Origin of the sequence: Streptomyces sp. NPDC006510 (genome assembly GCF_040611955.1) — a bacterium.
In the GTDB taxonomy this organism is placed as follows: Bacteria; Actinomycetota; Actinomycetes; order Streptomycetales; family Streptomycetaceae; genus Streptomyces.
The window spans coordinates 13139-38870 of record NZ_JBEXPH010000072.1 but is presented as its reverse complement, the minus strand read 5'-3'; the positions used below and the strand labels follow the sequence as shown (position 1 = coordinate 38870).

Genomic DNA, 25732 nt, shown 5'->3' with positions numbered 1-25732 from the left:
GCCGTGGGCCAGGAAGGCCCCGCGCCAGGCCGCCTCGGCGTCGCAGGTGGCCCCCGAGACCACCTGCGGGGGCAGTCCGCGGATGGGACGGCCGCGGCCGTCCACCAGACCGGTCTGGCGCGCCAGCTGGTCGCCGCCCGCCACCACCCGTACGACGAAGCGCGAGCCGCGCCGCAGTCCGCCGGGAGCCATCACGATCAGCTCCGAGCTGTGCCCGAAGATTTCCAGGATGTCCCGCTTCAGCCGACGCGCCGCGTTCCCGGTGTCCAGCTCGGCCTCGATCACGATCCGGCCGCTCACCAGGTGCAGCCCACCCGCGAACCGAAGAATCGCCGAGACTTCTGCCTTCCTGCAGCAGGTCCGGGTCACGGGAAGCCGAGAGATTTCGTCCTTCACCGCTGGCGTCATCGCCATGGGCCGATCCTTCCATGCATCCGAAAAATACGGTCGTACGCGGCGGCCAACAGCTCCGGATCATGGATCGGAACGCCGTCGGGTGAGGCCACCGGCGCCAGCTCGACCGCGGCGCCGAGCCGCTTGGCGGCGTCGGCGAGGGACTCACGATCGGGCACAGCGGCTTCGTCGGCCAGCACCACGTCCAGGGCGAGTTTAGGGGCGTGTCGTCCCAAAACCTCCAAATGACGCTGCGGTGAGAAGCCATCAGTTTCACCGGGTTGCGGTGCGAGGTTGAGCGAGAGGACCCTGCGGGCCTTGGTTTCGACGAGCGCGTCGAGCAGTTCCGGGACGAGCAGGTGCGGGATCACGGAGGAGAACCAGGACCCCGGACCGAGCACCACCCAGTCGGCGTCGAGGACCGCGGCGACGGCCTCGGGGACGGCCGGCGGGTCGTGCGGGACGAGGTGGACGGACTGCACCTCGCCGGGGGTGAGCGCCACGGTGGCCTGTCCGCGCACGGTGTCCACGTCGTCCGGGCGGGCCGGGTCGTGGCCCCGGACGAGTGCCTGGAGCTCCAGCGGAACGGCGGACATGGGGAGCACCCGGCCGTGCGCCCCGAGGAGCTTGCCGACCAGGTCGAGCGCCTGGACGTGGTCGCCGAGCTGCTCCCAGAGCGCGACGATCAGCAGATTGCCGACCGCGTGCTCGTGCAGATCGCCCTTGGACTGGAAGCGGTGTTGGATCACCCGCGCCCAGGTCTGGCCCCAGTCGTCGTCACCGCACAGGGCGGCGAGCGCCTTGCGCAGGTCGCCGGGCGGCAGCACGCCGAGCTCCTCGCGGAGCCGGCCGCTGGAGCCGCCGTCGTCGGCGACGGTGACCACGGCGGTGAGATCGCCGGTGATCCGGCGGAGCGCCGCGAGCGACGCGGACAGGCCCATGCCACCGCCGAGGGCGACGACCTTGGGCTGCGTCTTGCGGCCGGGCAGCGCAGAGGTGGCTCTGCGCAGCCGTCGCAGGCGCAGATTGCGGCTGGTCACTCGCGCCCCATGTCCCGGTGGACGAGGACGGTCTCGATGCCTTCGGTCGCGAGCCGGGCCGCCAGCTTCTCGGACATGGCGACCGAACGGTGCTTGCCGCCCGTGCAGCCGACGGCGATCGTCACATAGCGCTTGCCCTCGCGGCGGTACCCGGCGGCGATGAGCTGGAGCAGCTCCGTGTACTGGTTGAGGAATTCCTTGGCGCCGGGCTGGTCGAAGACGTAGGCGGAGACCTCCTCGTTGAGCCCGGTGAACGGGCGCAGCTCGGGCACCCAGTGCGGGTTGGGCAGGAAGCGGCAGTCGACCACCAGGTCGGCGTCGACCGGCAGGCCGTACTTGAATCCGAACGACATCACCGTGGCCCGCAGCTCCGGCTCCTCGTCGCCGGCGAACTGGGCGTCCATCTTGGCGCGCAGTTCGTGCACGTTGAGACTGGAGGTGTCGATCACCAGGTCGGCGTCGCCGCGCAGCTCGCGCAGCAGGTCGCGCTCGGCGGCGATGCCGTCGACGATCCGGCCGTCGCCCTGGAGGGGGTGCGGGCGGCGGACCGATTCGAAGCGGCGGACGAGGGCGTCGTCGGAGGACTCCAGGAAGACGATCCGCCGGGTGACGTGCTTGGCCTCCAGATCGGCGAGGGATTCGCGCAGGTTGTCGAAGAAGCGGCGCCCCCGGACGTCGACGACGACGGCGATCCGTGCCACGTTGCCCTGCGAGCGGGCGCCGAGCTCGACCATGGTGGGGATCAGCGCGGGTGGCAGGTTGTCGACGACGAACCAGCCGAGGTCCTCCAGACACTTGGCCGCCGTGCTGCGCCCGGCGCCCGACATCCCCGAGATGATCACCAGCTCGGGGATGGTCGCACTCCCGTCGCCCGTCTCGTTCGTGGTGCCCGTACTCACGTGTCCTGCTCCGTCTGCTCGGTCGGTGCCGCCGTGCTCGACTGCTTGCTCGCGCTCGGCTTGGTGTTCGTTTTCACGCTCGGTCATGTCGTGCTGCCCCCGTCGTCCTCTTCAATGATCTCTCCTGTCGCCGTGTTCACGGCGGGCGTGGCCGGGGCGGCCGAGGCGAGGGCGACAGCCACTGATTCCGCCGTCCTGCGGCCTATCCCCGGAACCTCGCAGATCTCGTCGATTGTCGCCTGCTTCAGCTTCTTCACGGAGCCGAAATGCTTGATCAACGCCTGTTTCCGGGTTTCCCCGAGACCGGTGACGGCATCCAGGGGGCTGGAACGGATGCGTTTGGCCCGCTTGGCGCGCTGATACGTGATCGCGAAGCGGTGGGCCTCGTCACGGACGCGCTGGAGGAGGTAGAGGCCCTCGCTGGAGCGGGGCAGGACGACGGGGTCGTCGTCATCGGGCAGCCAGACCTCTTCGAGGCGCTTGGCGAGGCCGCAGACGGCGATGTCGTCGATCCCCAGCTCGTCGAGGGCCCGTTTGGCCGCGGCGACCTGCGGCTGGCCGCCGTCGACCACGACGAGCTGCGGCGGATAGGCGAACCGCTTGGGACGGCCGTCGTCCTCGCGGGGCTCGGCGTCCGGATCGGAGGCGGTGTCGGGGGCGGTGGTGGGGTCCGGGACCGGTCCGGTCTCGGCGGGGGTCTCCTCCCACTCCCCCGTCCGCTCCTTGTCCTGGAGGTATCTCTTGAACCGGCGGCCGATCACCTCGTGCATCGACCGGACGTCGTCCTGGCCCTCGAAGCCCTTGATCTGGAAGCGGCGGTACTCGCTCTTGCGGACGAGGCCGTCCTCGAAGACGACCATCGAGGCGACCACGTCGTCGCCCTGGAGATGCGAGATGTCGAAGCACTCGATGCGCAGCGGGGCGGTGTCGAGGCCGAGAGCCTCGGCGATCTCCTCCAGGGCGCGGGAGCGAGTGGTCAGGTCGGAGGCGCGCTTGGTCTTGTGCAGCCCCAGCGCCTGCTGGGCGTTGCGCTGGACCGTCGTCATCAGGTCCTTCTTGTCGCCGCGCTGCGGGATGCGCAGGCTGACCTGGGAGCCCCGGCGGCCGGCGAGCCACTGGGAGACCGCGTCCGGGTCCTCGGGCAGGGCCGGGACGAGGACCTCCTTGGGGACGGCGTCGCCCGCCTCCTCGCCGTACAGCTGCTGGAGGGCGTGCTCGACCAGGCCCGGGGTATCGACGTTCTCGACCTTGTCGGTGACCCAGCCGCGCTGGCCGCGCACCCGGCCGCCGCGTACGTGGAAGATCTGGACGGCGGCTTCGAGCTCGTCCTCGGCGACCGCGATCAGGTCGGCGTCGGTGGCGTCGGCCAGGACGACGGCGCTCTTCTCCATGGCCCGCTTGAGGGCCTCCACGTCGTCGCGGAGCCGGGCCGCCCGTTCGTACTCCATCTCCTCGGCCGCCGCCATCATGTCCTTCTCCAGGCGGCGGATGTACGTACCGGTCCGGCCGGCCATGAAGTGGCAGAAGTCGTCGGCCAGTTCGCGGTGTTCCTCGGGGGTGACCCGGCCCACGCAGGGGGCCGAGCACTTGCCGATGTAGCCGAGGAGGCACGGGCGGCCGGTCCTGGCGGCGTTCTTGAAGACTCCGGCGGAGCACGTGCGCACCGGGAAGACCCGGAGCATCAGGTCGACGGTCTCGCGGATCGCCCAGGCGTGCCCGTACGGACCGAAGTAGCGCACGCCCTTCTTCTTGGCTCCGCGCATCACCTGGACGCGCGGGAACTCCTCGTTGAGCGTGACCGCGAGATACGGATAGCTCTTGTCGTCGCGGTACTTGACGTTGAACCGGGGGTCGAACTCCTTGATCCAGGAGTACTCCAGCTGGAGGGCCTCGACCTCCGTGGAGACCACCGTCCATTCCACCGAGGCCGCCGTGGTGACCATCGTGCGCGTACGCGGGTGGAGCGCGGCCAGGTCCTGGAAGTAATTGGCCAGGCGCTGGCGCAGGTTCTTGGCCTTGCCGACGTAGATCACCCGGCGGTGTTCGTCGCGGAATTTGTAGACCCCCGGGGAGTCGGGGATCTGTCCCGGCTTGGGGCGGTAGCTGGAGGGGTCTGCCATGTGTCCCACCCTACTTGCGGGCAGTGACAGTGCGGCCGGGCCGCACGTGGTGCCGTGCTCCGGGGCGCGGATCGCGGGAGCGCGCCCCGGAGCACGGGGTCAGCGGATGCCGCGGCCGGTCACTGGCTCTCCCGGCGGCGACGGTTGCGCAGGACGGTGAGACCGCTGAGGGCGAGTGCGACGAGGGCGCCCGCTCCGGCGGCGGTCGAGGTGGCGGTCAGCGCCGTGCCGGACGCCGTGCTCGCGGCGACCGTCCCGGTCTCCCGGCTGCCGGGGGCGGCGGGCGGGGAGTAGCCGCCCGCCTTGCCGGAGCGGGCGTATCCGGAGCCGGGGAGCTTGTCGCCGTAGGCATCGCGCACCCGGGCGCGGTAGGCGGCCGTCGTCGTGCCGCGGGCGCCGACCGCGCGGACCGCGTCCTGGTCCAGCGGGAGCACCTTCGTCCCCTTCCGGACGTACCAGGCGTCCACCTGCGGCTCACGGAAGACCGTCCCGCCGGGGAGTTTGCGCGCGCCCGCGGCGGCGTACCGGGTCTCGTCGTCGCCGGTGGCGATGTTCACCACCTGCCAGCCGCCGTCCTTCCCTTCCTTCGGAAGGGTCCACAGGGACGCCTTCTGACCGTCCGCGGAGACGGCCGTGGTGGCGAGGTAGTCCAGCCTGGCGACGGGCGCCCCCGGCTTCCCGGCCACGAAGTCCGGATCGAGCGTGTACACGGGGACGGCGGCGCCCTCGATGCGTGGAACCGCCGCCGACCTGGTGACCGTGCCCTCGCGGGCGAAGAAGCGGGCCAGGGTGTCCAGGGTGGCGGGGTCGGTGGCCGCCTTCCGGGCAGCTGCCAGGGCGGCCGGGCCCGCTGTGGGTCCGGTGGCGGCGGCCGCCCCGGGGGCCGCGACGGTGAACAGGGCGGTGCCGGCCAGTACGCCGGTGCCGGCCAGGGCGGCGGCCACGGACCGGGCGGCCCGCGAAGGCCGTGCGGCGCGTGCGGACCGTATGACGTGTGCGGACCGTGCGGTCTTGCGGATCATTCCGTCACGCTCCGATCCGGTGGAGCGAGTGGGTCCAGGAGAACTCGTTGTTGTTCACGTACCAGGCGTGCGAGGCCCAGTTGTAGCGGTTGCTGGAGGGCCAGGGATCGCCCCAGTAGACCCAGCTGTCGGAGTCGTCGTACCCGTACAGGACATGCATGTGTCCACCGCCCGACGACCACTGGATGCGGGTCTCGACGGGGCGGCCGGCGGCGATCTCGGCCTGGACGGTCGGGTAGCGCAGCCAGCCGGTGACGTACGAACCGGGGTTGATGCCGGCCCAGTACAGACCGTCCTGGACATCGCCGAGCGAGGCCTGCGAGTTGGGGCACTCGTAGCCCTGGGCGCGGCCGAAGGCGGCGTTGCAGAACTGATTCTGCGAGTAGTTGCGGCCGAACCAGGTGGCGATGGTGTTGCCGGACGCCGCCCAGCACCAGTTGGTCTTCTGCTGGGCCTGCATGGTGATGTTCAGCCGCTGGGTGGCGGCGAGGGCACCGACGGCCGGGCCGGTCGTGGTGGCGGTCCGCGCGGCGGAGACGTCCGTGGTGGGCGCCGGGGCCGCCGAGGCGGTCGCCGTCGGCCCGGCGAGGAGCACGGCGGCCAGGGCGGCCACGGCATGGAGCCGTCCCGTTCGGATTTTTCGGTTACGCATGACGTTCCTCCCGAGGCGGGGGTGTGGGATCGGAGGAGAGCGTCCGGACGCTGTTCGAGGAGCATCGACCGTTGTCGGAGACGGGTCAACACGCTTCAATGCGGGGGAACATCGCGGTGTGAACGGCGTGGCGGATACGTGAACGGCCCTCCCCCGGCCACCTGCGGCACGCCCCCTGCCGACGAGGTCTCCCCACCCCGCGTCGTGAACGTTCACCTGGAGGTCCCCATGCAGCACAGCGAGGCCGAACTGGCGCAGGTGCTGCACACCGGCCCGTTCCATCTGGCTCTGCGCACCGCCCTCTCCGTGCGGGGGCTGCCGCTCCAGCGGGTGCAGCACCATCTCGCGCACCGCGGCGTCAAGGTCGGGGTGACGAGCCTGAGTTACTGGCAGCAAGGGGCCAGGCGCCCGCAGCGCGCCGAGTCCCTGCGGGCTGTGAAGGCGCTGGAGGAGGTGCTGGGGCTGCCGGGGAACTCGCTGCTCCGGCTGCTGGGAACCGGGGGTGCACGCCCGGAGGCCGACCGTCCGGCCGCGCGTTCGTACCGTTCCCTGATGGAGTCGTCCGGCGCCGTGGAGCGGCTGCTCGCGGCCATGGGTTCACCGGTGGACGGCGGACTGCACACGGTGGGGCATCACGAGCGGGTACGGATCGGTCCCGGCCGGGAGCTGCGGCAGCGCGAGTCGCAGCATGTGGTGCGTGCCCACCGGGACGACATCGACCGCTACCTCGCCGTCCACCGGGGCGATCCGGGCTGCGATCCGGCGCGGGTGACGGTGACGGCCGGGGAGAACTGCCGGACGGGGCGGGTCCGCTGGGACGGCGAGACGGGGGTACTCGTCGCCGAGCTGCTCTTCGACACCCGGTTGAGGGCGGGCGACACGTACCTCTTCGGCTACGGCTTCGACGACGGCACGGGTGGTCCGAGCGGGGAGTACGTGCGGGGGTTCAGCTTCGGCGGCGGGCAGTACGTGCTCCAGGTGGCCTTCGACGAGGCCGCGCTGCCGGTACGGTGCCGGCGCTTCGCCCAGGTCTCGGCGGGGGCGCCGCGGAGCGCCCGCACGGACCTCACGCTGACTGGCAGGCACCGGACCGTTCACCTGGTGGAGCAGGGGGTACGGCCCGGTCTGGTCGGCATCGACTGGGACTGGGAGTGAATCCGCCCCCGGCCGGTGCCGGGGGCGGTATCGGGCTTCGGGGCCGGGGGCGGCGGTATCGGGCTTCGGGGAGGTGTCAGGCGTCGGGGCCCGCGACCAGTTTTCCGCCCTCGACCCGGACCGGGACGGAGGGCAGCGGCGCGGTCGCCGGGCCGTGCATCGCCTTGCCGGTCGTCGTGTCGAAGTGGCTGCCGTGGCAGGGGCACCGCCCCACGTTGTCCTCGACCTTGTCCAACAGGCAGCCCGCGTGGGTGCACTGGGCGCTGAACGCCTTGTACTGGCCCTTGGCCGGGCAGTTCACGATGACCCGCTGGTTGCGGTAGAGCTTGGATCCGCCGACCGGAACCTCGTCCGGCGAGCCGAGCTCGACGGGAGCGGTCGGCGTCGGCGTCTCGGCGTGGCCGAGCTTCGATTCGGTCGAGCAGGCGGCCACTCCCAGCCCGGCGGCGCCGGCGAGAGCGGCACCCTTCAGCACGGTACGGCGGGCGGCGGGCTGGCCGGACATGCGGTCTCCACTGGTCAGAGGGGCGGATGGGCACCGGACACAACCGACGCACCGCGAGTACCAGGAGTACCGCGGGCATCGGAGCCATCGGTGACAGAACCGACGATACCGGCGGAGACGGACGGCCCTGCGGCCGGGCCACCCGAGGCCGGTCTTCGCTGGTCAGCGGCCCGGTGGCGGCAGAACGGAGGCGGCGGCCCCCGGGGTCCGGGAGCCGCCGCCCCGGCGCACGGGCGTCAGGCCTTGCGCGCGCGGGTCGCCTTCTTCGCCGCGGGCTTCTTCGCCGCAGCCGTCTTGGCGGTCTTGGCCGTGGCGGACTTCGCGGTCTGGCCCGCGCCCGTCCTGGCCGTGGCCGTCTTCCTCGCCGGGGTCGACTTCGCGGCGACCGCCTTCTTCGCGGCCACCTTCCGCACCGGCTTGCGGGCCGCGGGCACCGCGGCCTCGTTCACCCGGTCCGGGTCCAGGATGCCCTGGAGGAACTTGCCGGTGTGGCTGGCCGGAACCCCGGCGACCTCCTCCGGAGTCCCCTCGGCGATGACCAGGCCGCCGCCGCTGCCTCCTTCGGGGCCCATGTCGATGACCCAGTCCGCGGTCTTGATCACATCGAGGTTGTGCTCGATGACGATCACCGAGTTGCCCTTGTCGACCAGCCCGGAGAGCACCTTGATGAGCTTGCTGATGTCCTCGAAGTGCAGCCCCGTGGTCGGCTCGTCCAGGACGTAGACCGTACGGCCGGTGGAGCGCTTCTGCAGCTCGCTGGCGAGCTTCACGCGCTGCGCCTCACCGCCGGAGAGGGTCGGCGCGGACTGGCCGAGCCGCACATATCCGAGACCCACCTCGTAGAGCGTGCGGAGGTGGCGGGCGATCGTCGGAACGGCCTCGAAGAACTCCAGGCCCTCCTCGATCGGCATGTCCAGCACCTCGGCGATGGACTTGCCCTTGTAGTGGACCTCCAGGGTCTCCCGGTTGTAGCGCGCTCCGTGGCAGACCTCGCACGGGACATACACATCCGGCAGGAAGTTCATCTCGATCTTGATGGTGCCGTCGCCGGAGCAGTTCTCGCAGCGGCCGCCCTTGACGTTGAAGGAGAAGCGGCCCGGCAGATAGCCGCGCACCTTCGCCTCCATCGTCTCCGCGAACAGCTTGCGGACATGGTCGAAGACGCCGGTGTACGTGGCCGGGTTGGACCGGGGGGTCCGGCCGATGGGCGACTGGTCGACGTGCACCACCTTGTCCACCAGGTCGTCGCCGTCGACCCGGGTGTGCCGGCCGGGGACCGACTTGGCGCCGTTCAGCTCTCGCGCCAGGTGGGTGTAGAGGATGTCGTTGACCAGCGTCGACTTTCCCGAACCCGAGACGCCCGTGACGGCCGTGAGCAGGCCGAGCGGGAAGGAGACGTCGATGTCCTGGAGGTTGTTCTCCCGGGCGCCGTGCACCGTGAGCCTGCGCTGCGGGTCGACGGGGCGCCGGATGTCGGGCATCGGGATCTGCTTCTCGCCGGTCAGATACTGACCGGTGATCGACTCGCCATTGACCAGCAGCTCCTTGAGCGATCCGGAGTGGACCACCTTGCCGCCGTGCTCACCGGCACCGGGGCCGATGTCGACGACCCAGTCGGCGACCTTGATGGTGTCCTCGTCGTGCTCGACGACGATGAGCGTGTTGCCCATGTCGCGGAGCCGGACCAGGGTCTCGATCAGCCGGTGGTTGTCCCGCTGGTGCAGGCCGATGGATGGTTCGTCCAGCACGTACAGCACGCCCACCAGGCCGGAGCCGATCTGGGTGGCCAGTCGGATGCGCTGCGCCTCGCCGCCGGACAGGGTGCCGGCCGCGCGGTTGAGCGAGAGGTAGTCGAGACCGACGTCGACGAGGAACCTCAGCCGCTCGTTGACCTCCTTCAGCACCCGTTCGGCGATCTTCTTGTCGCGGGCGTTGAGCTTCATCCGGCCGAGGAATTCGGCGCACTCGCTGATCGACATCGCGGCGACCTCGGCGATGGACTTCTCCATCACCGTCACCGCGAGGACGATCGGCTTGAGCCTGGTGCCCTCACAGGTCGGGCAGGGCACCTCGCGCATATAGCCCTCGAAACGCTCCCGGCTGGAGTCGCTCTCGGCGTCGGCGTGCCGCCGCTTGACGAACTGCACCGCGCCTTCGAACGTGGGCGTGGTGTACGCGCGCTCCCGTCCGTAGCGGTTGCGGTAGCGGACCTCGGTCTGGATCTTGTGGCCGAAGAGCAGGGCCTTCCTGGCGCGCTGCGGCAGCCCGGCCCAGGGGATGTCCGTACGGAACCCGAGAGCGGCGGCGAGCGCGTCGATCTGCCGGCCGAAGTACTCCTTGGTGTGGCCGTGCGACCAGGGGTGGATCGCGCCCCCGTCGAGCGACCTCTCCTCGTCGGGGACGATCAGCTCCGGGTCGACCTCCATCCGCGTACCGATACCCGTGCAGTCGGGGCAGGCGCCGAAGGGCGAGTTGAAGGAGAAGGAGCGCGGTTCGAGCTCCTCGAAGGAGAGGTCGTCGTACGGGCAGTAGAGGTGCTCGGAGTACATCCGCTCACGCTCGGGGTCGTCCTCGGGGAGGTCGACGAAGTCGAGCACGACCATGCCTCCGGAGAGCCCGAGCGCGGTCTCGACCGAGTCGGTCAGCCGGCGCTTGGCGCCGTCCTTCACCGTGAGACGGTCGACGACCACCTCGATGGTGTGCTTCTCCTGCTTCTTCAGCGTGGGCGGCTCGGAGAGCTGGATGGTCTCGCCGTCGACCCGGGCCCTGCTGTAGCCCTTGGTCTGCAGATCGGCGAAGAGGTCGACGAACTCGCCCTTGCGCTCGCGCACCAGCGGCGAGAGCACCTGGAAGCGGCTGCCCTCGGGCAGGCCGAGCACCTTGTCGACGATCGCCTGCGGCGACTGGCGCGAGATGGGCCGGCGGCACTCCGGGCAGTGCGGCTTGCCGATCCGGGCGAAGAGCAGCCTGAGGTAGTCGTAGACCTCGGTGATGGTGCCGACCGTCGAGCGCGGGTTGCGCGAGGTCGACTTCTGGTCGATGGAGACGGCGGGCGAGAGGCCCTCGATGAAGTCGACGTCCGGCTTGTCCATCTGGCCGAGGAACTGACGGGCGTACGAGGAGAGCGACTCCACGTAGCGTCGCTGGCCCTCGGCGAAGATCGTGTCGAACGCGAGGGACGACTTGCCCGACCCGGAGAGCCCGGTGAAGACGATGAGGGAGTCGCGGGGGAGGTCGAGCGAGACGTTCTTGAGGTTGTGCTCGCGAGCGCCACGGACGATGAGACGGTCGGCCACGCCGGTCCGCACCTTTCTGGAGAGAAGTGGGGGAACTGAGCCCCTGTCCCAGGGTATGGGGGGCGCCACAGCGGAGTACGAAGCTTTCGACCCCGAGCGTATAGCACGCGCATTCGATTTACGGACGCCCATGGACTCCTTCACCCGAATGAGTGGCGAGGCTAGGCTCAGCCTCATGATTGATCATGCGCGCGACCTGGACGCCGTACGTGAAGCAACCGATCGACTGCTCAGCGCCACCGAGAAATTGGACGCCGCCGCACTCGCCCAGCCGTCGCGATTGCCGGGCTGGAGCCGGGGCCATGTCGTTGCGCACCTCTCTCGTAACGCCGACGCGCTCGTAAATGTTCTCCAGGGCCGGCCCATGTACGCAGACAGCGAAACCCGCGACCGCGACATCGAGCGCGACGCGCCCCGGCCGCGGGCCGAGCAGCTGGCCGACCTGGCCGGGAGCGCGGCCCGCTTCGAGGCCGCCGCCTCGGCCCCGGCCGACTGGTCCCGTACGGTCACCCTGCGCAACGGTGTGACGGACTCCGCCTCCCGGGTCCCGTTCCGCCGCCGCGTCGAGGTCGAGCTGCACCATGTCGACCTGGGGATCGGCTACGAGCTGGAGGACCTGCCGGAGGAGTTCGTCTCCCGGGAGATCGACTTCCTCGCCGAGCGGTTCGACGGGCACCCCGATGTCGTGTCCACGAGGATGACCGACGACAAGGGACCGGTCCGGACGACCGGCGGCGGTGCGGAGGGCGCCCCTGTCACGGTCCGGGGCACGGCCCCCGAACTGCTCGGCTGGCTCTGCGGGCGCCGCGATGGGGCGGCGCTGACCGTCGAGGGCGGCCCTCTTCCCGTACTGCCCCCGCTATAGGCTGAGACGTATGACGTACAGCGGAGCGGTCAAGGTCGGCGGGCGTGCCGATGTGCACGAGCTGACGGATCTGATGATCTCCAAGGTCGCCGTCGGCCCGATGAACAACAACGCCTATCTGCTGCGCTGCCGAGCCACCGGCGAGCAGCTGCTGATCGACGCGGCCGCCGAGGCCGGGACGCTGCTGCGGCTGATCGGTGACGACGGCATCGCGTCCGTCGTCACCACCCATCGGCACGGCGACCACTGGCAGGCGCTGGGCGAGGTGGTCGCGGCCACCGGAGCGCGCACCTACGCCGGGCGGTACGACGCCGAGGGCATCCCGGTCCCGACCGATGTCCTCGTCGACGACAACGACACGGTCCGGGTGGGCAGGGTCGCCCTGACCGCCCGTCATCTCGTCGGTCACACCCCGGGCTCCATCGCGCTGGTCTACGACGACCCGCACGGCGCCCCGCACCTGTTCACCGGGGACTGCCTCTTCCCGGGCGGGGTCGGCAACACGCACAAGGACCCCGAGGCCTTCGCGAGCCTGCTCCACGACGTGGAGACCAAGCTCTTCGGCCAGCTGCCCGACGAGACATGGGTCTATCCGGGTCACGGCCACGACACCACGCTCGGCGACGAGCGTCCGCAGCTGCCGCAGTGGCGCGCCCGCGGCTGGTGACTCCGGCCGCACCGGGCCCGCGCGCGTGAGGTGAGCGCGGGCCGGTCGGCCACGGCTTCCCCGGACCGGGGAGCCACCGTACGGAAACGCACCGGCCGGGGCGGGCAACGGACTGTTGCTCGCCCCGGCCGGTGCCGGTTCGGGTCCGGCCGCACGGCCGCGGGGCCGTCCGGCGCGTCAGGCGTCGATGCCCGCGCCCTTGTCGGCGACCTCGTCCGCCTTCTCGGCCGCCTCCGCCCTGGCCTGCTTCTTGTTGGCCATGAGGCTGGTGATCGTGGTGATCACCAGCACGCCGCAGATCACGCCGAGCGACACCGGGATGGAGATCTCGGGGACGTGCACTCCGGACTCGTGCAGTGCGTGCAGCACCAGCTTCACGCCGATGAAGCCGAGGATGGCCGAGAGCCCGTAGCTGAGGTGGACCAGCTTCTTCAGCAGCCCGCCGATCAGGAAGTACAGCTGCCGCAGCCCCATCAGGGCGAAGGCGTTGGCGGTGAAGACGATGTACGGGTCCTGGGTCAGGCCGAAGATCGCGGGGATGGAGTCCAGGGCGAACAGCACATCGGTGGTGCCGATGGCGAGCATGACGACCATCAGCGGTGTCAGGACGCGCTTGCCGTTGTTCCGGATGAAGAGCTTGGTGCCGTGGTAGCGGTCGGCCACCCCGAACCGGCGCTCGATCGTCTTGAGAAGACGGTTCTCCTCGAACTCCTCCTCTTCCTCGTCGGCCCGCGCCTCCTGGATGAGCTTCCAGGCGGTGTAGATCAGGAACGCGCCGAAGATGTAGAAGACCCACGAGAAGTTGGCGATCACGGCGGCACCGGCGGCGATGAAGATCGCCCGCAGCACCAGCGCGATCAGCACACCGACCAGCAGCACCCGCTGCTGGAGGTGCGAGGGCACCGAGAACTTCGCCATGATCAGGACGAAGACGAAGAGGTTGTCGACACTGAGCGACTTCTCGGTGATGAAGCCGGCGAAGAACTCGCCCGAGGCCTGGCTCTCACCGAAGACCAGCAGGCCGAGCCCGAAGAGGGCGGCCAGCGCGATCCAGACGATCGTCCAGATCCCGGCTTCCTTGGTCGTCACGTCATGGGGCTTGCGCCCGATGAAGAAGTCGACGGCGATGAGGGCTGACAGACCAAGAATGGTCAGCACCCAGAGGGTCCATGAAACGTCCACTGCGCCTCCGGCAGTTCGCTACGGCTACTTGATCAGCGTCGTCGCTGCCGGAGGTCTCTTCCACCCGGGCGCGCGGGCTGCGCACCACGGGCCGGCGCCCCGGGACCGGTCACGGTCCGTATTGACGGGAACGCCGCGTACGGGAGTACTCCCCTCCGCCCAAAGAACAGTACAGGGAACACCAAGGAAAGGTAAAGGAGAGGGTAAAGATCATTCAAAAGCGCTGGTCGGAGTGGTGTGGGTTCGGCGCCGGTGCGCCTGGCACCTCAGTGACGCGGGGGGCGACGGGCCGCCGCCACCTTGGCGAGCACCTGCTCCAGGACCCGGCTGCCCGGTGGCGTCCGCGGCGGCTCGTACGTCCAGGCGTGTCCCACCCAGGGATCGGCCAGGTGGTCGTCGGCGACCGGGGTGAGCCGCAGCAGCGAGCGCCACAGCGGGTCGAGCACCGGCCCGTACGCACTGGCGTCCTCCCGGTCCGCGACCATCAGCAGATGGACGCCGACCGAGGGCCCCTCGTCGGCGAGATAGCGCAGCTGGGTGACGGCTCGGTCGTCGAAGCCGTGCGGGAAGTCGTTGACGATCAGCAGCTGCTCGCCCGGGTCCAGGTCCGGCGGGAGCGAGTCGGCGGCGCCGGCCCGGAGCGCCATCTGCACCAGGTCGACGCGCCGGGTGAGATGAGCGAGGACCGAGGCCACTCCCCCGGCACCGGAGGCGGGCGGCCCGGCGAGCGCCCCCGACCGGACCAGGGGCGCGAGCGCTCCGGCCGCCGAGCCCGCCGGGTCGATGACATGGACCGAGAACTCGTCGGCCGGGTAGACGGCCAGCAGCCGGGCCGCGTGCGCGACCGCGCACTCCATGGCGAGGCTGCGCAGCCGGGCACCGTCGATCAGGGCAGCGGCGTCGGACGCCGTGCGGCCGCTGTCGACCCAGATCCCGCGCTCCAGCGGCAGCCGGACCAGCAGCGGGATGTGCAGGCCGGGGTTCTCGGGCAGGTGGAGGTCGCCGATGCGCAGCGCCATGGGGATCTCCATCGGGACGCGGTAGGCGTGCCAGACGGGGTTGTCCCAGCCCGCGAACGCGGCGGGCAGCGCGGGTTCCACCACGGCGGCCTCGGCGGCGAGCTGGGCGAGGTCGCGGTCGAGGGCCTCGCGGGCCCGGGCGGTCAGCTCGTCGCGCTTGGCGCGGGCCTCCGTGCGGGCCCGGTCCCCCGCGCCGCCGATCCGGCTGCGCGGGTCGGACAGGGTGCGTTCGAGCTCCTGGTCCATGCGGGACTCGGCGAAGTCGACGGCGCTGCGATAGGCGGCGGTGGTGCGGGCCAGGTCCTCGAACATGCCCCAGATCTGGTTGTAGAGGCGCTCGTCCATGGACCAGCCGGTCGCGTCCCCGGCGACGGGCTGTGCGGGGCGGCCCGGCTCGGCGGGCGGCGCGGTGGGAGGGGGTGGCGGGGGTGCGGCGGCCTGGCGGCGCGGGTGCGCGTAGTTGATGGGCCCGCCCGTCGGGGCGGCAGGCGGCGGGGTGGCGGGCTCCGTGAGCGGTTCGGGCGGCTGGGCGGCGGGCCGGCGGCCGTCCCGGGGCGGTACGGGGCCGGCGCCGGTTCCGACCCGGTCGGCGTCCGGGGTGCGCGGCGGGGGCGGGGTGACCGAGCGGGCCATCGCCCGGGTGACCGCGTCCTGGATCGAGCGGGCAAGCTCGGCCGCCCGGGGCAGGCCCTGGTCGGCGAGCATGGCGTCGAGGCCGCCCGCGTAGCCCTGGCCGACTGCGCGTACCTTCCAGGCGCCCTGGCGGCGGTAGAGCTCCAGTGCGGCGACCGCGGATTCGGTGTCCAGGCCGGTGAGCGTGAAGGTGGCGATCTCGGTGCCGTCGAGTCCGGTGACGGCGACGAACGGGGAGGCGACCGCACCGAACCGGACCGGGCCGCCGACCCCCGTCGGCAGGGCCAGCAGCACGGTGACCCGGTGCACCGAGGCGGGCAGGGCGTCGAGGTCCACGGCGAGCCGGTGGTCGGCGGCGGCCTGTCTGGACACTTCGAGCCCGGGGAGCTGGGGTGATCCCGGGTGGGCGATCCATTCGGTGCCGTGCACCGTGCCGTTCTCGTCACCGAGCGTGGCGCCGGCCACGACGGGCGTGCCGGCCGATACCCGGATCTCCAGACGGGTCTGGGGCAAGGTGTGGTTCTGCCCCCGGACCAGCTCGGCCGTCATTGCCCTGTCCCCTCGACGATTCGCTGCTGTGCGGTGTGGTGCTGCGATGTGATGCAGCGCGATGTGATGCGTGCGATGTGATGCAGCTCCCGGCGGCCGATGCCTCCGGGAGCTGCGGGTACCGATGCGTACCGGCCCGGAGGGTGCTGAGGATCCTGGCTGCCGGGAACCCGGACCGAGATCTTCAGCGCCCTCCTTGGTCGTGCCCTGCCTACAGGTGCGGCAGGATCGACGGCATCAGGTCCTGGAAGGTGCGGCCGTTGGCCGGGTTGCCGAGCGCGGTCATCTGCCACCCGTTCCCCGAGCGGTGCACCTTCGCCATGATCTGGGCGGTGTACTGCCCGCCGCCGTCCAGCGTGTAGCGGGCGAGCTCCTGGCCGTTGGTCTCGTCGACGATGCGGCAGAAGGCGTTCTGCACCTCCTGGAACGTCTGGCCGGTGAAGGAGTTCACCGTAAAGACGATCTGGTCGATGTGGACCGGCACCCGCTGCAGGTCGACGAGGATCGCCTCGTCGTCGCCGCCGGAACCGGCGCCGCCGACCAGGTTGTCCCCGGTGTGCTTGACCGAGCCGTCGTCACTGACGAGGTGACGGAAGAAGACCACGTCGACCGGCTGCTTGTCGGCGAAGAGCACCGCCGATGCGTCGAGGTCGATCTCCCGTGTACGTGAACCGAACAGACCCCGGCGCGGTGCCGCCTGCCAGCCGAGCCCCATCCGCACCGCGGTCAGGGTCCCCCCGTCGCTCTTCTGCAGGCTGATGGCCTGACCCTTGGTCATATTGACCGTCACGCGCTGTCCCCTCTCCGCTTTCCCCGCAACCGTCCGTGCGCGGTTTTCCAGCACCCTACGCAGTCGCGCCGGTGGCGCGGCCGCTCGGGGCCGTTTTGTGTCGTTCCTGCAACACACCAGATGCTGCGGGCTCAGGAGAGACCCGCTTCCCGCATCTGGCGCAGCTCCTTCTTCAACTCCCCGACCTCGTCGCGCAGTCGGGCCGCCACCTCGAACTGGAGGTCCGCGGCGGCCGCCCGCATCCGCTCGGTCATCTCCTCGATGATTCCGGCAAGTTCGGTGGCGGGCCGGTCGGTGACCGCTTCGCCGCCACCCTTGGCCTTCTTGGATCCGGCCGGCTTGATGCCCAGCGCGGGAACGGGGGCCTTGGCGCCCTTCGCCTGGCGGTAGCCGGTGCCGAGCAGTTGCTCGGTGTCGACCTCCTCGCGGGCGATCGTCGCGACGATGTCGTTGATCTTCTTCCGCAGCGGCTGCGGGTCGAGGCCGCGTTCGGTGTTGTAGGCGATCTGCTTCTCCCGGCGGCGATTGGTCTCGTCGATGGCCTGCGCCATCGCCGGGGTGATCTTGTCCGCGTACATATGGACCTGTCCCGAGACGTTTCGGGCGGCGCGGCCGATGGTCTGGATCAGGGACGTGCCCGAGCGCAGGAAGCCCTGCTTGTCCGCGTCGAGGATGGCGACGAGCGACACCTCGGGCAGGTCGAGGCCCTCACGGAGGAGGTTGATGCCGACCAGTACGTCGTACTCACCGGAGCGCAGCTCGCGCAGCAGCTCGATGCGGCGCAGCGTGTCGACGTCGCTGTGCAGGTAGCGGACCTGGATGCCGAGCTCCAGGAAGTAGTCGGTGAGGTCCTCGGCCATCTTCTTGGTGAGGGTGGTGACCAGGACCCGCTCGTCCTTCTCGGCGCGGGTGCGGATCTCGTGCACCAGGTCGTCGATCTGGCCCTCGGTGGGCTTGACGACCACCTCGGGGTCGACGAGGCCGGTGGGACGGATGATCTGCTCCACGAAGCCGTTGCCCCGGGACAGCTCGTACTTCCCGGGGGTGGCGGAGAGGTAGACGGTCTGGTCGATCCGGCTCAGGAACTCCTCCCACTTCAGCGGGCGGTTGTCGAGCGCGGAGGGAAGCCGGAAGCCGTGGTCGACGAGGGTGCGCTTGCGGGAGGCGTCGCCCTCGTACATCGCGCCGATCTGCGGCACGGTGACGTGCGACTCGTCGAGGACCAGGAGGAAGTCCTCGGGGAAGTAGTCGAGGAGGGTGTTGGGAGCGGTGCCGGGCGAACGGCCGTCGAAGTGCATCGAGTAGTTCTCGACGCCGGAACAGGTGCCGATCTGGCGGAGCATCTCGATGTCGTACGTGGTGCGCATCCGCAGCCGCTGGGCCTCCAGCATCTTGCCCTGCTTCTCCAGCTCGGCGAGGCGCTGCTCCAGCTCCTGCTCGATGCCGTTGACCGCCTTCTCCATGCGCTCGGGACCCGCGACGTAGTGGCTGGCGGGGAAGACGTGCAGGGACTGGTCCTCGCTGATCACCTCGCCGGTGAGCGGGTGGAGGGTGGAGAGCGCCTCGATCTCGTCGCCGAACATCTCGATGCGGACGGCGAGCTCCTCGTAGACCGGGAAGATCTCGATGGTGTCGCCGCGGACCCGGAAGGTGCCCCGGGTGAACGCGAGGTCGTTGCGGGTGTACTGGATCTCGACGAAGCGGCGCAGCAGCTGGTCCCGGTCGATCTCGTCGCCGACCTTGAGCTGGACCATCCGGTCCACGTACTCCTGGGGCGTACCGAGGCCGTAGATGCAGGAGACGGAGGCGACCACCACGACATCGCGCCGGGTGAGCAGAGAATTCGTCGCGGAGTGGCGCAGCCGCTCGACCTCCTCGTTGATCGAGGAGTCCTTCTCGATGTAGGTGTCCGACTGCGGTACGTACGCCTCGGGCTGGTAGTAGTCGTAGTACGAGACGAAGTACTCGACGGCGTTGTTGGGCAGCAGCTCGCGGAACTCGTTCGCCAGCTGTGCGGCGAGCGTCTTGTTCGGTGCCATCACGAGCGTGGGGCGCTGCAGTTTCTCGATCATCCACGCGGTGGTCGCCGATTTGCCGGTGCCGGTCGCGCCGAGCAGGACGACGTCCTTCTCGTCGGCGCGGATGCGCCGCTCCAGCTCGGTGATGGCCGCGGGCTGGTCGCCGCTGGGCTGGTAGGGACTGACGACCTCGAAAGGCGCCACCGAACGTTCGATCTTCGAAACGGGCCGCATGGAACCACCGTACGACCCGCCACTGACAACCGGGCCGGGTCAGCCGGTGTACCGGGCCGGGGTCACCATTCTCCGGGTGGTGCGGGGTCTCGCGGCCGGGAGTGGAACGACGCCGGGTCGGCGTGCGTCCCGAACCGCGGCACCTGCCGCTGGGCCGGTATCCCGGGCGGCCGGGCGGCCCCGCCCGGGGCCCCGGGGTCGTCCCAGTCCGGGGTGCCCATCACCATCAGCGGATCGAACATCACGACCACCGCGGCGAGGATCAGAAAGCAGGCGGGGCCGATCAGCAGCGGCACGAGCGGTGCGGTCGTACCGTCGGCCGGACCGGCGCCGGGGAGGGCGCCGGGGTGCAGATGGACGCTGAGCGCGGCCATGCCCGTGTAATGCATGCCGCTCACCGCGACGCCCATGACGACGCTGGCCCCGAGACTGGTCAGGAATCCGTGGACGGAGACGGCCGCCCAGAGTGCGGTCGTCGCGGCCACCACGGCGATGACGACGGAGAGGGCCACGGTGGTCGTGTCGTAGTCGAACTGTCCTGCGAGACGCATTCCGGCCATGCCCAGGTAGTGCATGGTGGCCACGCCGAGCCCGGTGATCGTGCCGCCGGTCACCAGGGCCATTCCGGTGGCGCCGCGGTAGCCGACGATGAAGATGCCGACGCCGACCATGCCGACGGCGACCGCGAGGCTGGCGAAGGTGATCGGCTTGTCGTAGCTGATGGTCACCCCTTCGACGGAGAAGCCCATCATCGCGATGAAGTGCATCGTCCAGATGCCGGAGCCGATGGATGTCGCGCCGAGGGCCAGCCAACCGGCTTTGAACGAACGCTCGGTGCGCAGCGAACGGTTCGTGCAGCGCAGTCCGAGGGCCGCGCCGAGGCAGGCCATGAGGAAGGCCGCGACGGGCGTCACCGCTCCGTAGCTGAAACCGTCGATCGTGCCCTGCATGCTCGTACGCCCTTCGCGGAAGCCCGGGTTTCGGGGTGACCCTAAGGCGCGAGTCCCGGCAAACAAACAGAAGAGCTGCATTTTATCGAGAGGGAATCCGGCCCGTTACCCGGCATCGTCGGCCGCGTTCACGTCGTGGCCATCCTTCGCCTGTCCCCCGTTGGGGCGCGGCTGTCACTCTCGGCCCGTCCGCAACTCTGACGCAAGGAGTACACGTGTACGCACGTACCGCAACCGCCGTCCTCGCCGCCGCCGCCCTGATGGGCACCGGCGCGTTTCTGATGTCGACCACCGATGCGCGGAGCACGAGCAGGGTCACGGCGGTCGGGCACACGACCGCGGTCACCGGCGTCAGCACCGTGAGTGCCCGGACCGCGGACGCGAAGCGGACCGCCCCGGTCGTCTTCGCCCACCGGGGCGCTTCGGCCTACGCGCCGGAGAACACCCTGGCCGCCGTCGACAAGGCCGACACCCTCGGCTTCGACTGGGTGGAGAACGATGTCCAGTTCACCAAGGACGGCGTGCTGGTGGTCGTGCACGACACGGATCTGAAGCGGACCACCGATGTCGAGGAGGTCTTCCCGGACCGGGCTCCGTGGGCGGTCAAGGACTTCACGGCCGCGGAGATCGCCCGGCTGGACGCGGGCAGCTGGTTCGGCCCGCAGTTCGCCGGAACCCGGGTGCCCACGCTCAAGCAGTATCTGGACCGGGTCGAGCGCAACCGGCAGAAGCTGCTCCTGGAGATCAAGAGCCCCGAGACCTACCCGGGCATCGAGAAGGAGACCCTGCGGGTGCTGCGCCAGAAGGGGTGGCTCGACCGCGCTCACGTCAAGAACAGGCTCGTCATCCAGAGCTTCGGCGCGGACAGCGTGAAGAAGGTGCACCAGCTGCGTCCGGACGTGACGACGGGCTTCCTCGGCACCCCCGCGGTGGCCGATCTGCCGTCGTACGCGGCCTTCACGGACCAGATCAACCCCTCCCACACGTCGGTTTCGGCCGACTACGTGAACGCGGTGCACGCGCTGAAGGGCGCGCACGGCAGGAAGCTCCGGGTCAACACCTGGACGGTCAACGATGCGGCGACCGCCGCGAAGGTGGCGGGCTTCGGCGTGGACGGGATCATCACCAACAACCCTGATGTGGTGCGCGAGGCCACGGGCTGACCGTCGGGCCGGCGCGGTCTCCCCGGCCCATTGTCAGTCGCCGGCCGTACGGTGGTCCCCATGGACAGCAACGGGGTCGTCGAGTGGGCCGTCATCGGGAGCGACATCGGTCCGCTGCTGCTTGCCGCGACCGGGGCGGGGCTGGTGAGCGTGGCCTTCCACGCCCGTCCCGAGGTGCGGGAGAAGGCGGTCGCGCAGCTGCGGGCGCGACTCGGCGTGGAGCCGGTGGAGAATCCCGGCTCCGCCCGGCTCGCCGAGCCGATACGTCAGCTCGCGGCCTACTTCGCGGGCACGTCACGGGAGTTCTCGCTTGCCCTGGACTGGTCGCTGACGTCCGGCTTCAACCGCCAGGTGCTCCGCGAGCTGGCGACGGGCGTGCCGTACGGGACGGTCGTCGGGTACGGGGATCTCGCCGGGCGTGTGGGGCAGCCGGGGGCCGCGCAGGCGGTCGGGGCGGCCATGGGGTCCAATCCGCTGCCGGTGGTGGTGCCGTGCCATCGGGTGGTGGAGAGCGACGGCGGACTCGGCGGCTTCGGCGGGGGCCTCGAAACCAAGCGGAAGCTGCTGGCTCTGGAGGGTGTGCTGCCCCAGCCGCTGTTCTGATGCCCAAGCTGTTGTTTCTGATATCCCCGGCCGCTGTTCCGAGCCGGTCCTCGGAGTCCCTGCCTCTCGCCGGGTCCCGGGCCTCGCCGGTCGCGGCCCCGCGCCGGAGGGTGTGCCGGCCGTGCATGGGCAGCACCCTGTTTCGCAGCTGTGTACGGACTGGCACACTGCGTCAGTGACCAACACCCTTGATGCACCTGACACCCCCACCGGGCCCGGCCACCCCGCCGCCGGGGTCTCGCCGGGCGAACTGCCCGCGCTGCGGCGCCGAACGTCCGCGGTGCTCATAGGCAGCCAGATACTCGGCGGCCTCGGGGTGCCCATCGGTATCGCCCTGGCCCCCGTGCTGGCGACCGAGGTGAGCGGCTCCGAGGCGCTGTCCGGTCTGGCCCCGACCGCTTCGGTGACCGGGACCGCGCTGCTCTCGCTGCCGCTGGCCGCGCTGATGACCGCGCGCGGCCGGCGCCCCGGTCTCGTACTGGCATATCTGATCGGTGCGCTCGGCGCGGGGCTCGTGGTCCTCTCCACCCTCGTGGACAGCTTCCCGTTGCTGCTGCTCGGCATGGCCGGGTTCGGCGCGGGTTCCTCGGCCAATCTGCAGGCCCGGTTCGCCGCCGCGGACCTGGCCGAGCCGGACCGGCGCGGCCGGGCGATCTCCACCGTCATCTGGGCCACCACGATCGGCTCCGTGCTCGGGCCGAACATCGCCGCTCCGATGGGCCAGGTCTTCCGCGGCTCGGCGATATCCGAGAAGGCGGGCCCGTTCGTCTTCGCGGCCGGGATCTTCCTGCTGGCCGCCGTGGTGGTCGGGGCGCTGCTGCGGCCGGACCCGCTGCTCACGGCGCGGGCGCTGGCACCGCAGGGCGAGGGGTCCGCGGCCGGCCGTTCGCTCCGTGCCGGAGTCGCCGCGGTCCGGGCCTCGCCGATGGCACGGCTGGCGCTGGTGACAGTGGCCGTCTCGCACACCGCGATGGTCTCGATCATGGTGATGACCCCGGTCGATCTGGGCCATCACGGCGCCGGGCTCCAGCTGATCGGCCTGGTCATCAGCGGCCACATCGCGGGGATGTACGCGTTCTCCCCGGTGATGGGCTGGCTGTCGGACCGCTTCGGACGGCTCGCCGTGATCGGTCTGGCGGTCGGACTGCTCTCCTGCGCCGCGCTGCTGGCCGGAACCGCCGGCCCCAGCCACGGGCAGACCGCGGCCGGCCTCTTCATGCTCGGTCTCGGCTGGTCGGCAGGGCTGGTCGCCGGTTCGGCGCTGCTCACCGATTCCGTGCCGCAGGCCGCCCGCGCCGCCGTGCAGGGTCTGTCGGATCTGACCATGAACACGGCGGCGGGCATCGGCGGAGCCGTCGCCGGGGTCATCGTCGCCCGGGCGAGCTACGGCTGGCTGAACGTGGTCGGAGCATGTCTGCTGCTGCCGATGGCGACGCTGGCACTGCGCCGGGCACTCGCCCGGCCCACGGCCTCGACGCCTCCACGCGACGCCTGAGGCTTCGGAGGGCTCCCGAGACCTCAGAAAGACTCACTGGGCTTCGGAGGGCTCCCGGGGCCCCAGAAAGACTCACTGGGCTTCAGAGGCTGATGTGGTACGCCTTGCGCAGCGTCTCGTGCACGGTCCACGTCGTACGGTCGCCCTCGCGCAGCACACAGGCGTCCCCCGGACCGACCTCCAGCGTCGCACCGCCCTCGACCGCCACGGTCGCGCGGCCGCTGACGACCACGAAGAGCTCGTTGGCCTCGGTGTCGGTGACCACGCCGGGCGTGATCTGCCAGATCCCGCGCACCTGCTTGCCGTCGGCCGACTCCCAGAGCACCTTGCCGGTCACCACGGGCTCGCCCGAGACGATCTGCGCGGCGTCGAGCGGTTCCGGTTCGAGATCGGCGCCCGGAATGTGCACGGCGAACGAGGCAGGAGCTTGATCAAATGTGGTCATGACCGGTCACCTTAGCGACCGCCTGGGGGCGACCCGGCAGCAGGATGCGTCGGGACGGCCGGTGGAAACCCGACCCGTCCGGTCAGCGCCGCACGGGGCCGCCGCCCGGCCGCACGTTTGAGGCCGGGGCGCCCGCGACAGGGATGTGGACATGTCATTGAATGCCTCCCACGGCGCACATCCCTGCGCCCCCGTCCTCTCCGCCGAGGTACGGGCGGCTCTCGCCACGCACCACCCCGTCGTGGCCCTGGAGTCGACGATCATCGCCCACGGTCTGCCGCGCCCCCGCAATCTGCGGGTCGCCGAGGAGCTCGAAGGGCTCGTACGGTCCGCCGGCGCGGTGCCCGCGACGATCGCCGTACTCGACGGAAGGGCTCACATCGGCCTGGACAAAGCCCAGTTGGAGCGGGTCGCCGCGGACCCCACGATGCGGAAGCTGGGGCACCGGGACCTCGCGCCCGCCCTGGCGACGGGCGCGAGCGGGGCGACGACGGTGTCCGCGACTGCGTTCCTGGCCGCCCGCGCCGGCCTGCGCGTCTTCGCGACCGGCGGCCTCGGCGGCGTACACCGTGAGTGGACCCGGACCCAGGACGAGTCGGCCGATCTCCGGCTCCTCGCGCGGACCGGCATCACCGTGGTGTGCGCGGGGGTGAAGTCGATCCTGGACGTCCCGGCAACGCTGCAACGCCTGGAGACGCTGGGCGTCACGGTGCTCGGTTACGGCACCGACCGCTTCCCCGGCTTCTATCTGACCAGTTCGGGCGAGCCGGTCGACTGGACGGTGCGGACACCCGAGGAGGTCGCGGAGGTGATGCGGGCCCAGGACGTGCTGGGCGGCCCGGGTTCCGCGCTGGTCGTCGCCAACCCCGTTTCCGTGGCGGACCAGTTGGAGCCCGCACTCCACGACCGCGTGCTGGCCGAGGCCCTGGCGGCGTGCCGGGAACGGGGCATCGCGGGCCAGGCCGTCACACCGTTCCTGCTGGACCGGCTGATGCGGGGAACCGGGGGCGCTTCGCTGGAGGCCAATCTGGCGGCCGTGCGCGGAAACGTATCGCTTGCCGCGCGGATCTCCGGCGCGTGGACCGCCACGCCCCAGGACCCGGCGTCGCGGCAGAACCCGGCGGCCGGAGCATGACCGGGGGCGGGCTGCTCGTCGTCGGGGACGTGGTCACGGATGTGGTGGCCCGGCACGGACGTACGGCACCGGCGCACGGTACGGACACCCCGGCCCGGATCCGTACCCTTCCCGGCGGCGCGGGAGCCAACGTCGCCTGCTGGGCGGCCCGTTCGGGATGCGCCGACGTACGGCTGCTGGCCAGGGTCGGCGCCGACAGCGCGGACTGGCACCGGGACGCACTGCGGCGGGCGGGGGTGCGCTGTCTGCTGACCGTGGACGACGACGTGCCGACCGCCACCGTCGTCGCGCTCGTCGATTCCGCCGCCGAGCGCACCTTCCTCACCGACAGCGGTGCCGTGCTCCGCCTCTCCCCCGACGACTGGTCACCGTCGATGCTGGACGGCATCGCCCAGCTCCATCTCTCCGGCTACCTCCTCTTCGCCGCGACGAGCCGTGCGACGGCCCTGCTCGCCCTGCGGGAGGCGCGGCGGCGACGGATCCCGGTGAGCATAGATCCGGCCTCGGCGGGCTTCCTCGCCGAGCTGGGCGCCGACCGGTTCCTGACCGCCGTGGGGGGCGTCGATCTGCTGCTGCCCAACGCGGACGAGGCCCGGCTGCTCACCGGGCTGCCCGAACCGGCCGACGCCGCGGCCAAGCTGAGCCTCCAGGTGGGCCGGGTGGTCGTCACCCTCGGCGCGGACGGGGCCCTGCTTGCCGCCGGGGGCGCGGTGACCCGGCGCGTCCCGGCCGTTCAGGTGCGCGGAGCGGTGGACTCGACCGGGGCGGGCGACGCGTTCACCGGTGGTTTCCTCGCGGCGCACCTGACGGGGGCGGACGACGCCTCGGCCGCGGCGGCGGGATGCCGGGCGGGGGCGGAGGCGGTCACCATCGTGGGCGGCCGCCCCGGACCGTGATCAGGC

General features: G+C 70.9%; 22 protein-coding genes. 8 read left to right on the top strand and 14 right to left on the bottom strand.

The window, feature by feature from the left end:
* The 6 genes from whiA to ABZY11_RS22105 all read right to left on the bottom strand — a co-directional run.
* Positions 1–414 (bottom strand): DNA-binding protein WhiA (gene whiA, locus ABZY11_RS22130; protein ID WP_356480780.1); only part of this gene is annotated, 414 nt, incomplete at its 3' end.
* Positions 405–1433, bottom strand: a complete 1029-nt coding sequence (gene yvcK, locus ABZY11_RS22125; RefSeq protein ID WP_356480779.1) for a uridine diphosphate-N-acetylglucosamine-binding protein YvcK — start codon at positions 1431–1433, stop codon at positions 405–407. The genes whiA and yvcK, both read right to left, overlap by 10 nt.
* Positions 1430–2419: an RNase adapter RapZ gene (gene rapZ / locus ABZY11_RS22120; RefSeq protein ID WP_356480778.1), complete on the bottom strand. Its 990-nt coding sequence runs from the start codon at positions 2417–2419 to the stop codon at positions 1430–1432. Before rapZ ends, yvcK begins: the two co-directional genes overlap by 4 nt.
* The gene (gene uvrC / locus ABZY11_RS22115) at positions 2416–4452 is read right to left on the bottom strand and encodes an excinuclease ABC subunit UvrC (RefSeq protein ID WP_356480777.1); all 2037 of its coding nucleotides are present in this window, start codon (positions 4450–4452) and stop codon (positions 2416–2418) included. Before uvrC ends, rapZ begins: the two co-directional genes overlap by 4 nt.
* Positions 4453–4571: 119 nt before the next feature.
* Complete coding sequence (locus tag ABZY11_RS22110; protein ID WP_356480776.1) at positions 4572–5474, bottom strand: hypothetical protein; 903 nt, start codon at positions 5472–5474, stop codon at positions 4572–4574.
* 4 nt (positions 5475–5478) lie between these two features.
* On the bottom strand, positions 5479–6126 hold the full coding sequence (locus ABZY11_RS22105) for a papain-like cysteine protease family protein (RefSeq protein WP_356480775.1): 648 nt from the start codon (positions 6124–6126) through the stop codon (positions 5479–5481).
* Positions 6127–6354: 228 nt separating this feature from the next.
* On the opposite strand from ABZY11_RS22105, the gene ABZY11_RS22100 reads away from it, so the two are divergent.
* Positions 6355–7281 (top strand): hypothetical protein, encoded by a 927-nt coding sequence (locus ABZY11_RS22100; RefSeq protein WP_356480774.1) that lies wholly within the window; start codon positions 6355–6357, stop codon positions 7279–7281.
* Between the two features lie 76 nt (positions 7282–7357).
* On the opposite strand, the gene ABZY11_RS22095 is transcribed toward ABZY11_RS22100, so the two are convergent.
* Both ABZY11_RS22095 and uvrA read right to left on the bottom strand, forming a co-directional pair.
* Positions 7358–7786 carry a Rieske (2Fe-2S) protein gene (locus ABZY11_RS22095; protein ID WP_356480773.1) on the bottom strand — a complete coding sequence of 143 codons (429 nt, stop codon included), beginning with the start codon at positions 7784–7786 and terminating at the stop codon, positions 7358–7360.
* A gap of 236 nt (positions 7787–8022) precedes the next feature.
* Complete coding sequence (uvrA, locus tag ABZY11_RS22090; protein WP_356480772.1) at positions 8023–11082, bottom strand: excinuclease ABC subunit UvrA; 3060 nt, start codon at positions 11080–11082, stop codon at positions 8023–8025.
* Between the two features lie 175 nt (positions 11083–11257).
* Between uvrA and ABZY11_RS22085 the strand changes: the two genes are divergently transcribed.
* Positions 11258–11947, top strand: coding sequence for a maleylpyruvate isomerase family mycothiol-dependent enzyme (locus tag ABZY11_RS22085; RefSeq protein WP_356480771.1), 690 nt, complete (start codon positions 11258–11260; stop codon positions 11945–11947).
* 10 nt (positions 11948–11957) lie between these two features.
* Positions 11958–12614 carry an MBL fold metallo-hydrolase gene (locus ABZY11_RS22080; protein ID WP_356480770.1) on the top strand — a complete coding sequence of 219 codons (657 nt, stop codon included), beginning with the start codon at positions 11958–11960 and terminating at the stop codon, positions 12612–12614.
* A 177-nt stretch (positions 12615–12791) separates the two neighbouring features.
* Here ABZY11_RS22080 and ABZY11_RS22075 read toward each other — a convergent pair whose 3' ends face one another.
* The 5 genes from ABZY11_RS22075 to ABZY11_RS22055 form a co-directional block, all read right to left on the bottom strand.
* Positions 12792–13796: a TerC family protein gene (locus ABZY11_RS22075; protein ID WP_356480769.1), complete on the bottom strand. Its 1005-nt coding sequence runs from the start codon at positions 13794–13796 to the stop codon at positions 12792–12794.
* Between the two features lie 266 nt (positions 13797–14062).
* Positions 14063–15997, bottom strand: coding sequence for a TerD family protein (locus ABZY11_RS22070; RefSeq protein WP_356480768.1), 1935 nt, complete (start codon positions 15995–15997; stop codon positions 14063–14065).
* A 211-nt stretch (positions 15998–16208) separates the two neighbouring features.
* Complete coding sequence (locus ABZY11_RS22065) at positions 16209–16787, bottom strand: TerD family protein (RefSeq protein WP_356480767.1); 579 nt, start codon at positions 16785–16787, stop codon at positions 16209–16211.
* Between the two features lie 131 nt (positions 16788–16918).
* Positions 16919–19039 carry an excinuclease ABC subunit UvrB gene (uvrB, locus tag ABZY11_RS22060; RefSeq protein ID WP_356480766.1) on the bottom strand — a complete coding sequence of 707 codons (2121 nt, stop codon included), beginning with the start codon at positions 19037–19039 and terminating at the stop codon, positions 16919–16921.
* A gap of 62 nt (positions 19040–19101) precedes the next feature.
* Positions 19102–19989, bottom strand: coding sequence for an MHYT domain-containing protein (locus tag ABZY11_RS22055; protein WP_356480765.1), 888 nt, complete (start codon positions 19987–19989; stop codon positions 19102–19104).
* Between the two features lie 215 nt (positions 19990–20204).
* On the opposite strand from ABZY11_RS22055, the gene ABZY11_RS22050 reads away from it, so the two are divergent.
* The 3 genes from ABZY11_RS22050 to ABZY11_RS22040 all read left to right on the top strand — a co-directional run bounded on the left by ABZY11_RS22050 (position 20205) and on the right by ABZY11_RS22040 (position 23250).
* Positions 20205–21152, top strand: a complete 948-nt coding sequence (locus tag ABZY11_RS22050; protein WP_356480764.1) for a glycerophosphodiester phosphodiesterase family protein — start codon at positions 20205–20207, stop codon at positions 21150–21152.
* A 60-nt stretch (positions 21153–21212) separates the two neighbouring features.
* Positions 21213–21755 carry a methylated-DNA--[protein]-cysteine S-methyltransferase gene (locus ABZY11_RS22045; protein WP_356480763.1) on the top strand — a complete coding sequence of 181 codons (543 nt, stop codon included), beginning with the start codon at positions 21213–21215 and terminating at the stop codon, positions 21753–21755.
* Positions 21756–21930: 175 nt separating this feature from the next.
* Positions 21931–23250 carry an MFS transporter gene (locus ABZY11_RS22040; protein ID WP_356480762.1) on the top strand — a complete coding sequence of 440 codons (1320 nt, stop codon included), beginning with the start codon at positions 21931–21933 and terminating at the stop codon, positions 23248–23250.
* Positions 23251–23332: 82 nt separating this feature from the next.
* On the opposite strand, the gene ABZY11_RS22035 is transcribed toward ABZY11_RS22040, so the two are convergent.
* The gene (locus ABZY11_RS22035) at positions 23333–23695 is read right to left on the bottom strand and encodes a cupin domain-containing protein (protein ID WP_356480761.1); all 363 of its coding nucleotides are present in this window, start codon (positions 23693–23695) and stop codon (positions 23333–23335) included.
* A gap of 151 nt (positions 23696–23846) precedes the next feature.
* Between ABZY11_RS22035 and ABZY11_RS22030 the strand changes: the two genes are divergently transcribed.
* Both ABZY11_RS22030 and ABZY11_RS22025 read left to right on the top strand, forming a co-directional pair.
* Positions 23847–24830: a pseudouridine-5'-phosphate glycosidase gene (locus tag ABZY11_RS22030; RefSeq protein WP_356480760.1), complete on the top strand. Its 984-nt coding sequence runs from the start codon at positions 23847–23849 to the stop codon at positions 24828–24830.
* Positions 24827–25726 (top strand): PfkB family carbohydrate kinase, encoded by a 900-nt coding sequence (locus ABZY11_RS22025; RefSeq protein WP_356480759.1) that lies wholly within the window; start codon positions 24827–24829, stop codon positions 25724–25726. Before ABZY11_RS22030 ends, ABZY11_RS22025 begins: the two co-directional genes overlap by 4 nt.
* Positions 25727–25732: the final 6 nt, after the last annotated feature.

Bases quoted from the DNA above. Each gene is read 5' to 3' on its own strand.
- uvrC (WP_356480777.1), bottom strand. From the start codon at position 4,452: ATGGCAGACCCCTCCAGCTACCGCCCCAAGCCGGGACAGATCCCCGAC.
- ABZY11_RS22035 (WP_356480761.1), bottom strand. From the start codon at position 23,695: ATGACCACATTTGATCAAGCTCCTGCCTCGTTCGCCGTGCACATTCCG.
- rapZ (WP_356480778.1), bottom strand. From the start codon at position 2,419: ATGACCGAGCGTGAAAACGAACACCAAGCCGAGCGCGAGCAAGCAGTC.
- ABZY11_RS22095 (WP_356480773.1), bottom strand. From the start codon at position 7,786: ATGTCCGGCCAGCCCGCCGCCCGCCGTACCGTGCTGAAGGGTGCCGCT.
- ABZY11_RS22055 (WP_356480765.1), bottom strand. From the start codon at position 19,989: ATGCAGGGCACGATCGACGGTTTCAGCTACGGAGCGGTGACGCCCGTC.
- ABZY11_RS22085 (WP_356480771.1), top strand. From the start codon at position 11,258: ATGATTGATCATGCGCGCGACCTGGACGCCGTACGTGAAGCAACCGAT.
- ABZY11_RS22080 (WP_356480770.1), top strand. From the start codon at position 11,958: ATGACGTACAGCGGAGCGGTCAAGGTCGGCGGGCGTGCCGATGTGCAC.
- ABZY11_RS22070 (WP_356480768.1), bottom strand. From the start codon at position 15,997: ATGACGGCCGAGCTGGTCCGGGGGCAGAACCACACCTTGCCCCAGACC.
- ABZY11_RS22045 (WP_356480763.1), top strand. From the start codon at position 21,213: ATGGACAGCAACGGGGTCGTCGAGTGGGCCGTCATCGGGAGCGACATC.
- uvrB (WP_356480766.1), bottom strand. From the start codon at position 19,039: ATGCGGCCCGTTTCGAAGATCGAACGTTCGGTGGCGCCTTTCGAGGTC.
- ABZY11_RS22030 (WP_356480760.1), top strand. From the start codon at position 23,847: ATGTCATTGAATGCCTCCCACGGCGCACATCCCTGCGCCCCCGTCCTC.
- ABZY11_RS22105 (WP_356480775.1), bottom strand. From the start codon at position 6,126: ATGCGTAACCGAAAAATCCGAACGGGACGGCTCCATGCCGTGGCCGCC.
- ABZY11_RS22100 (WP_356480774.1), top strand. From the start codon at position 6,355: ATGCAGCACAGCGAGGCCGAACTGGCGCAGGTGCTGCACACCGGCCCG.
- ABZY11_RS22025 (WP_356480759.1), top strand. From the start codon at position 24,827: ATGACCGGGGGCGGGCTGCTCGTCGTCGGGGACGTGGTCACGGATGTG.
- ABZY11_RS22110 (WP_356480776.1), bottom strand. From the start codon at position 5,474: ATGATCCGCAAGACCGCACGGTCCGCACACGTCATACGGTCCGCACGC.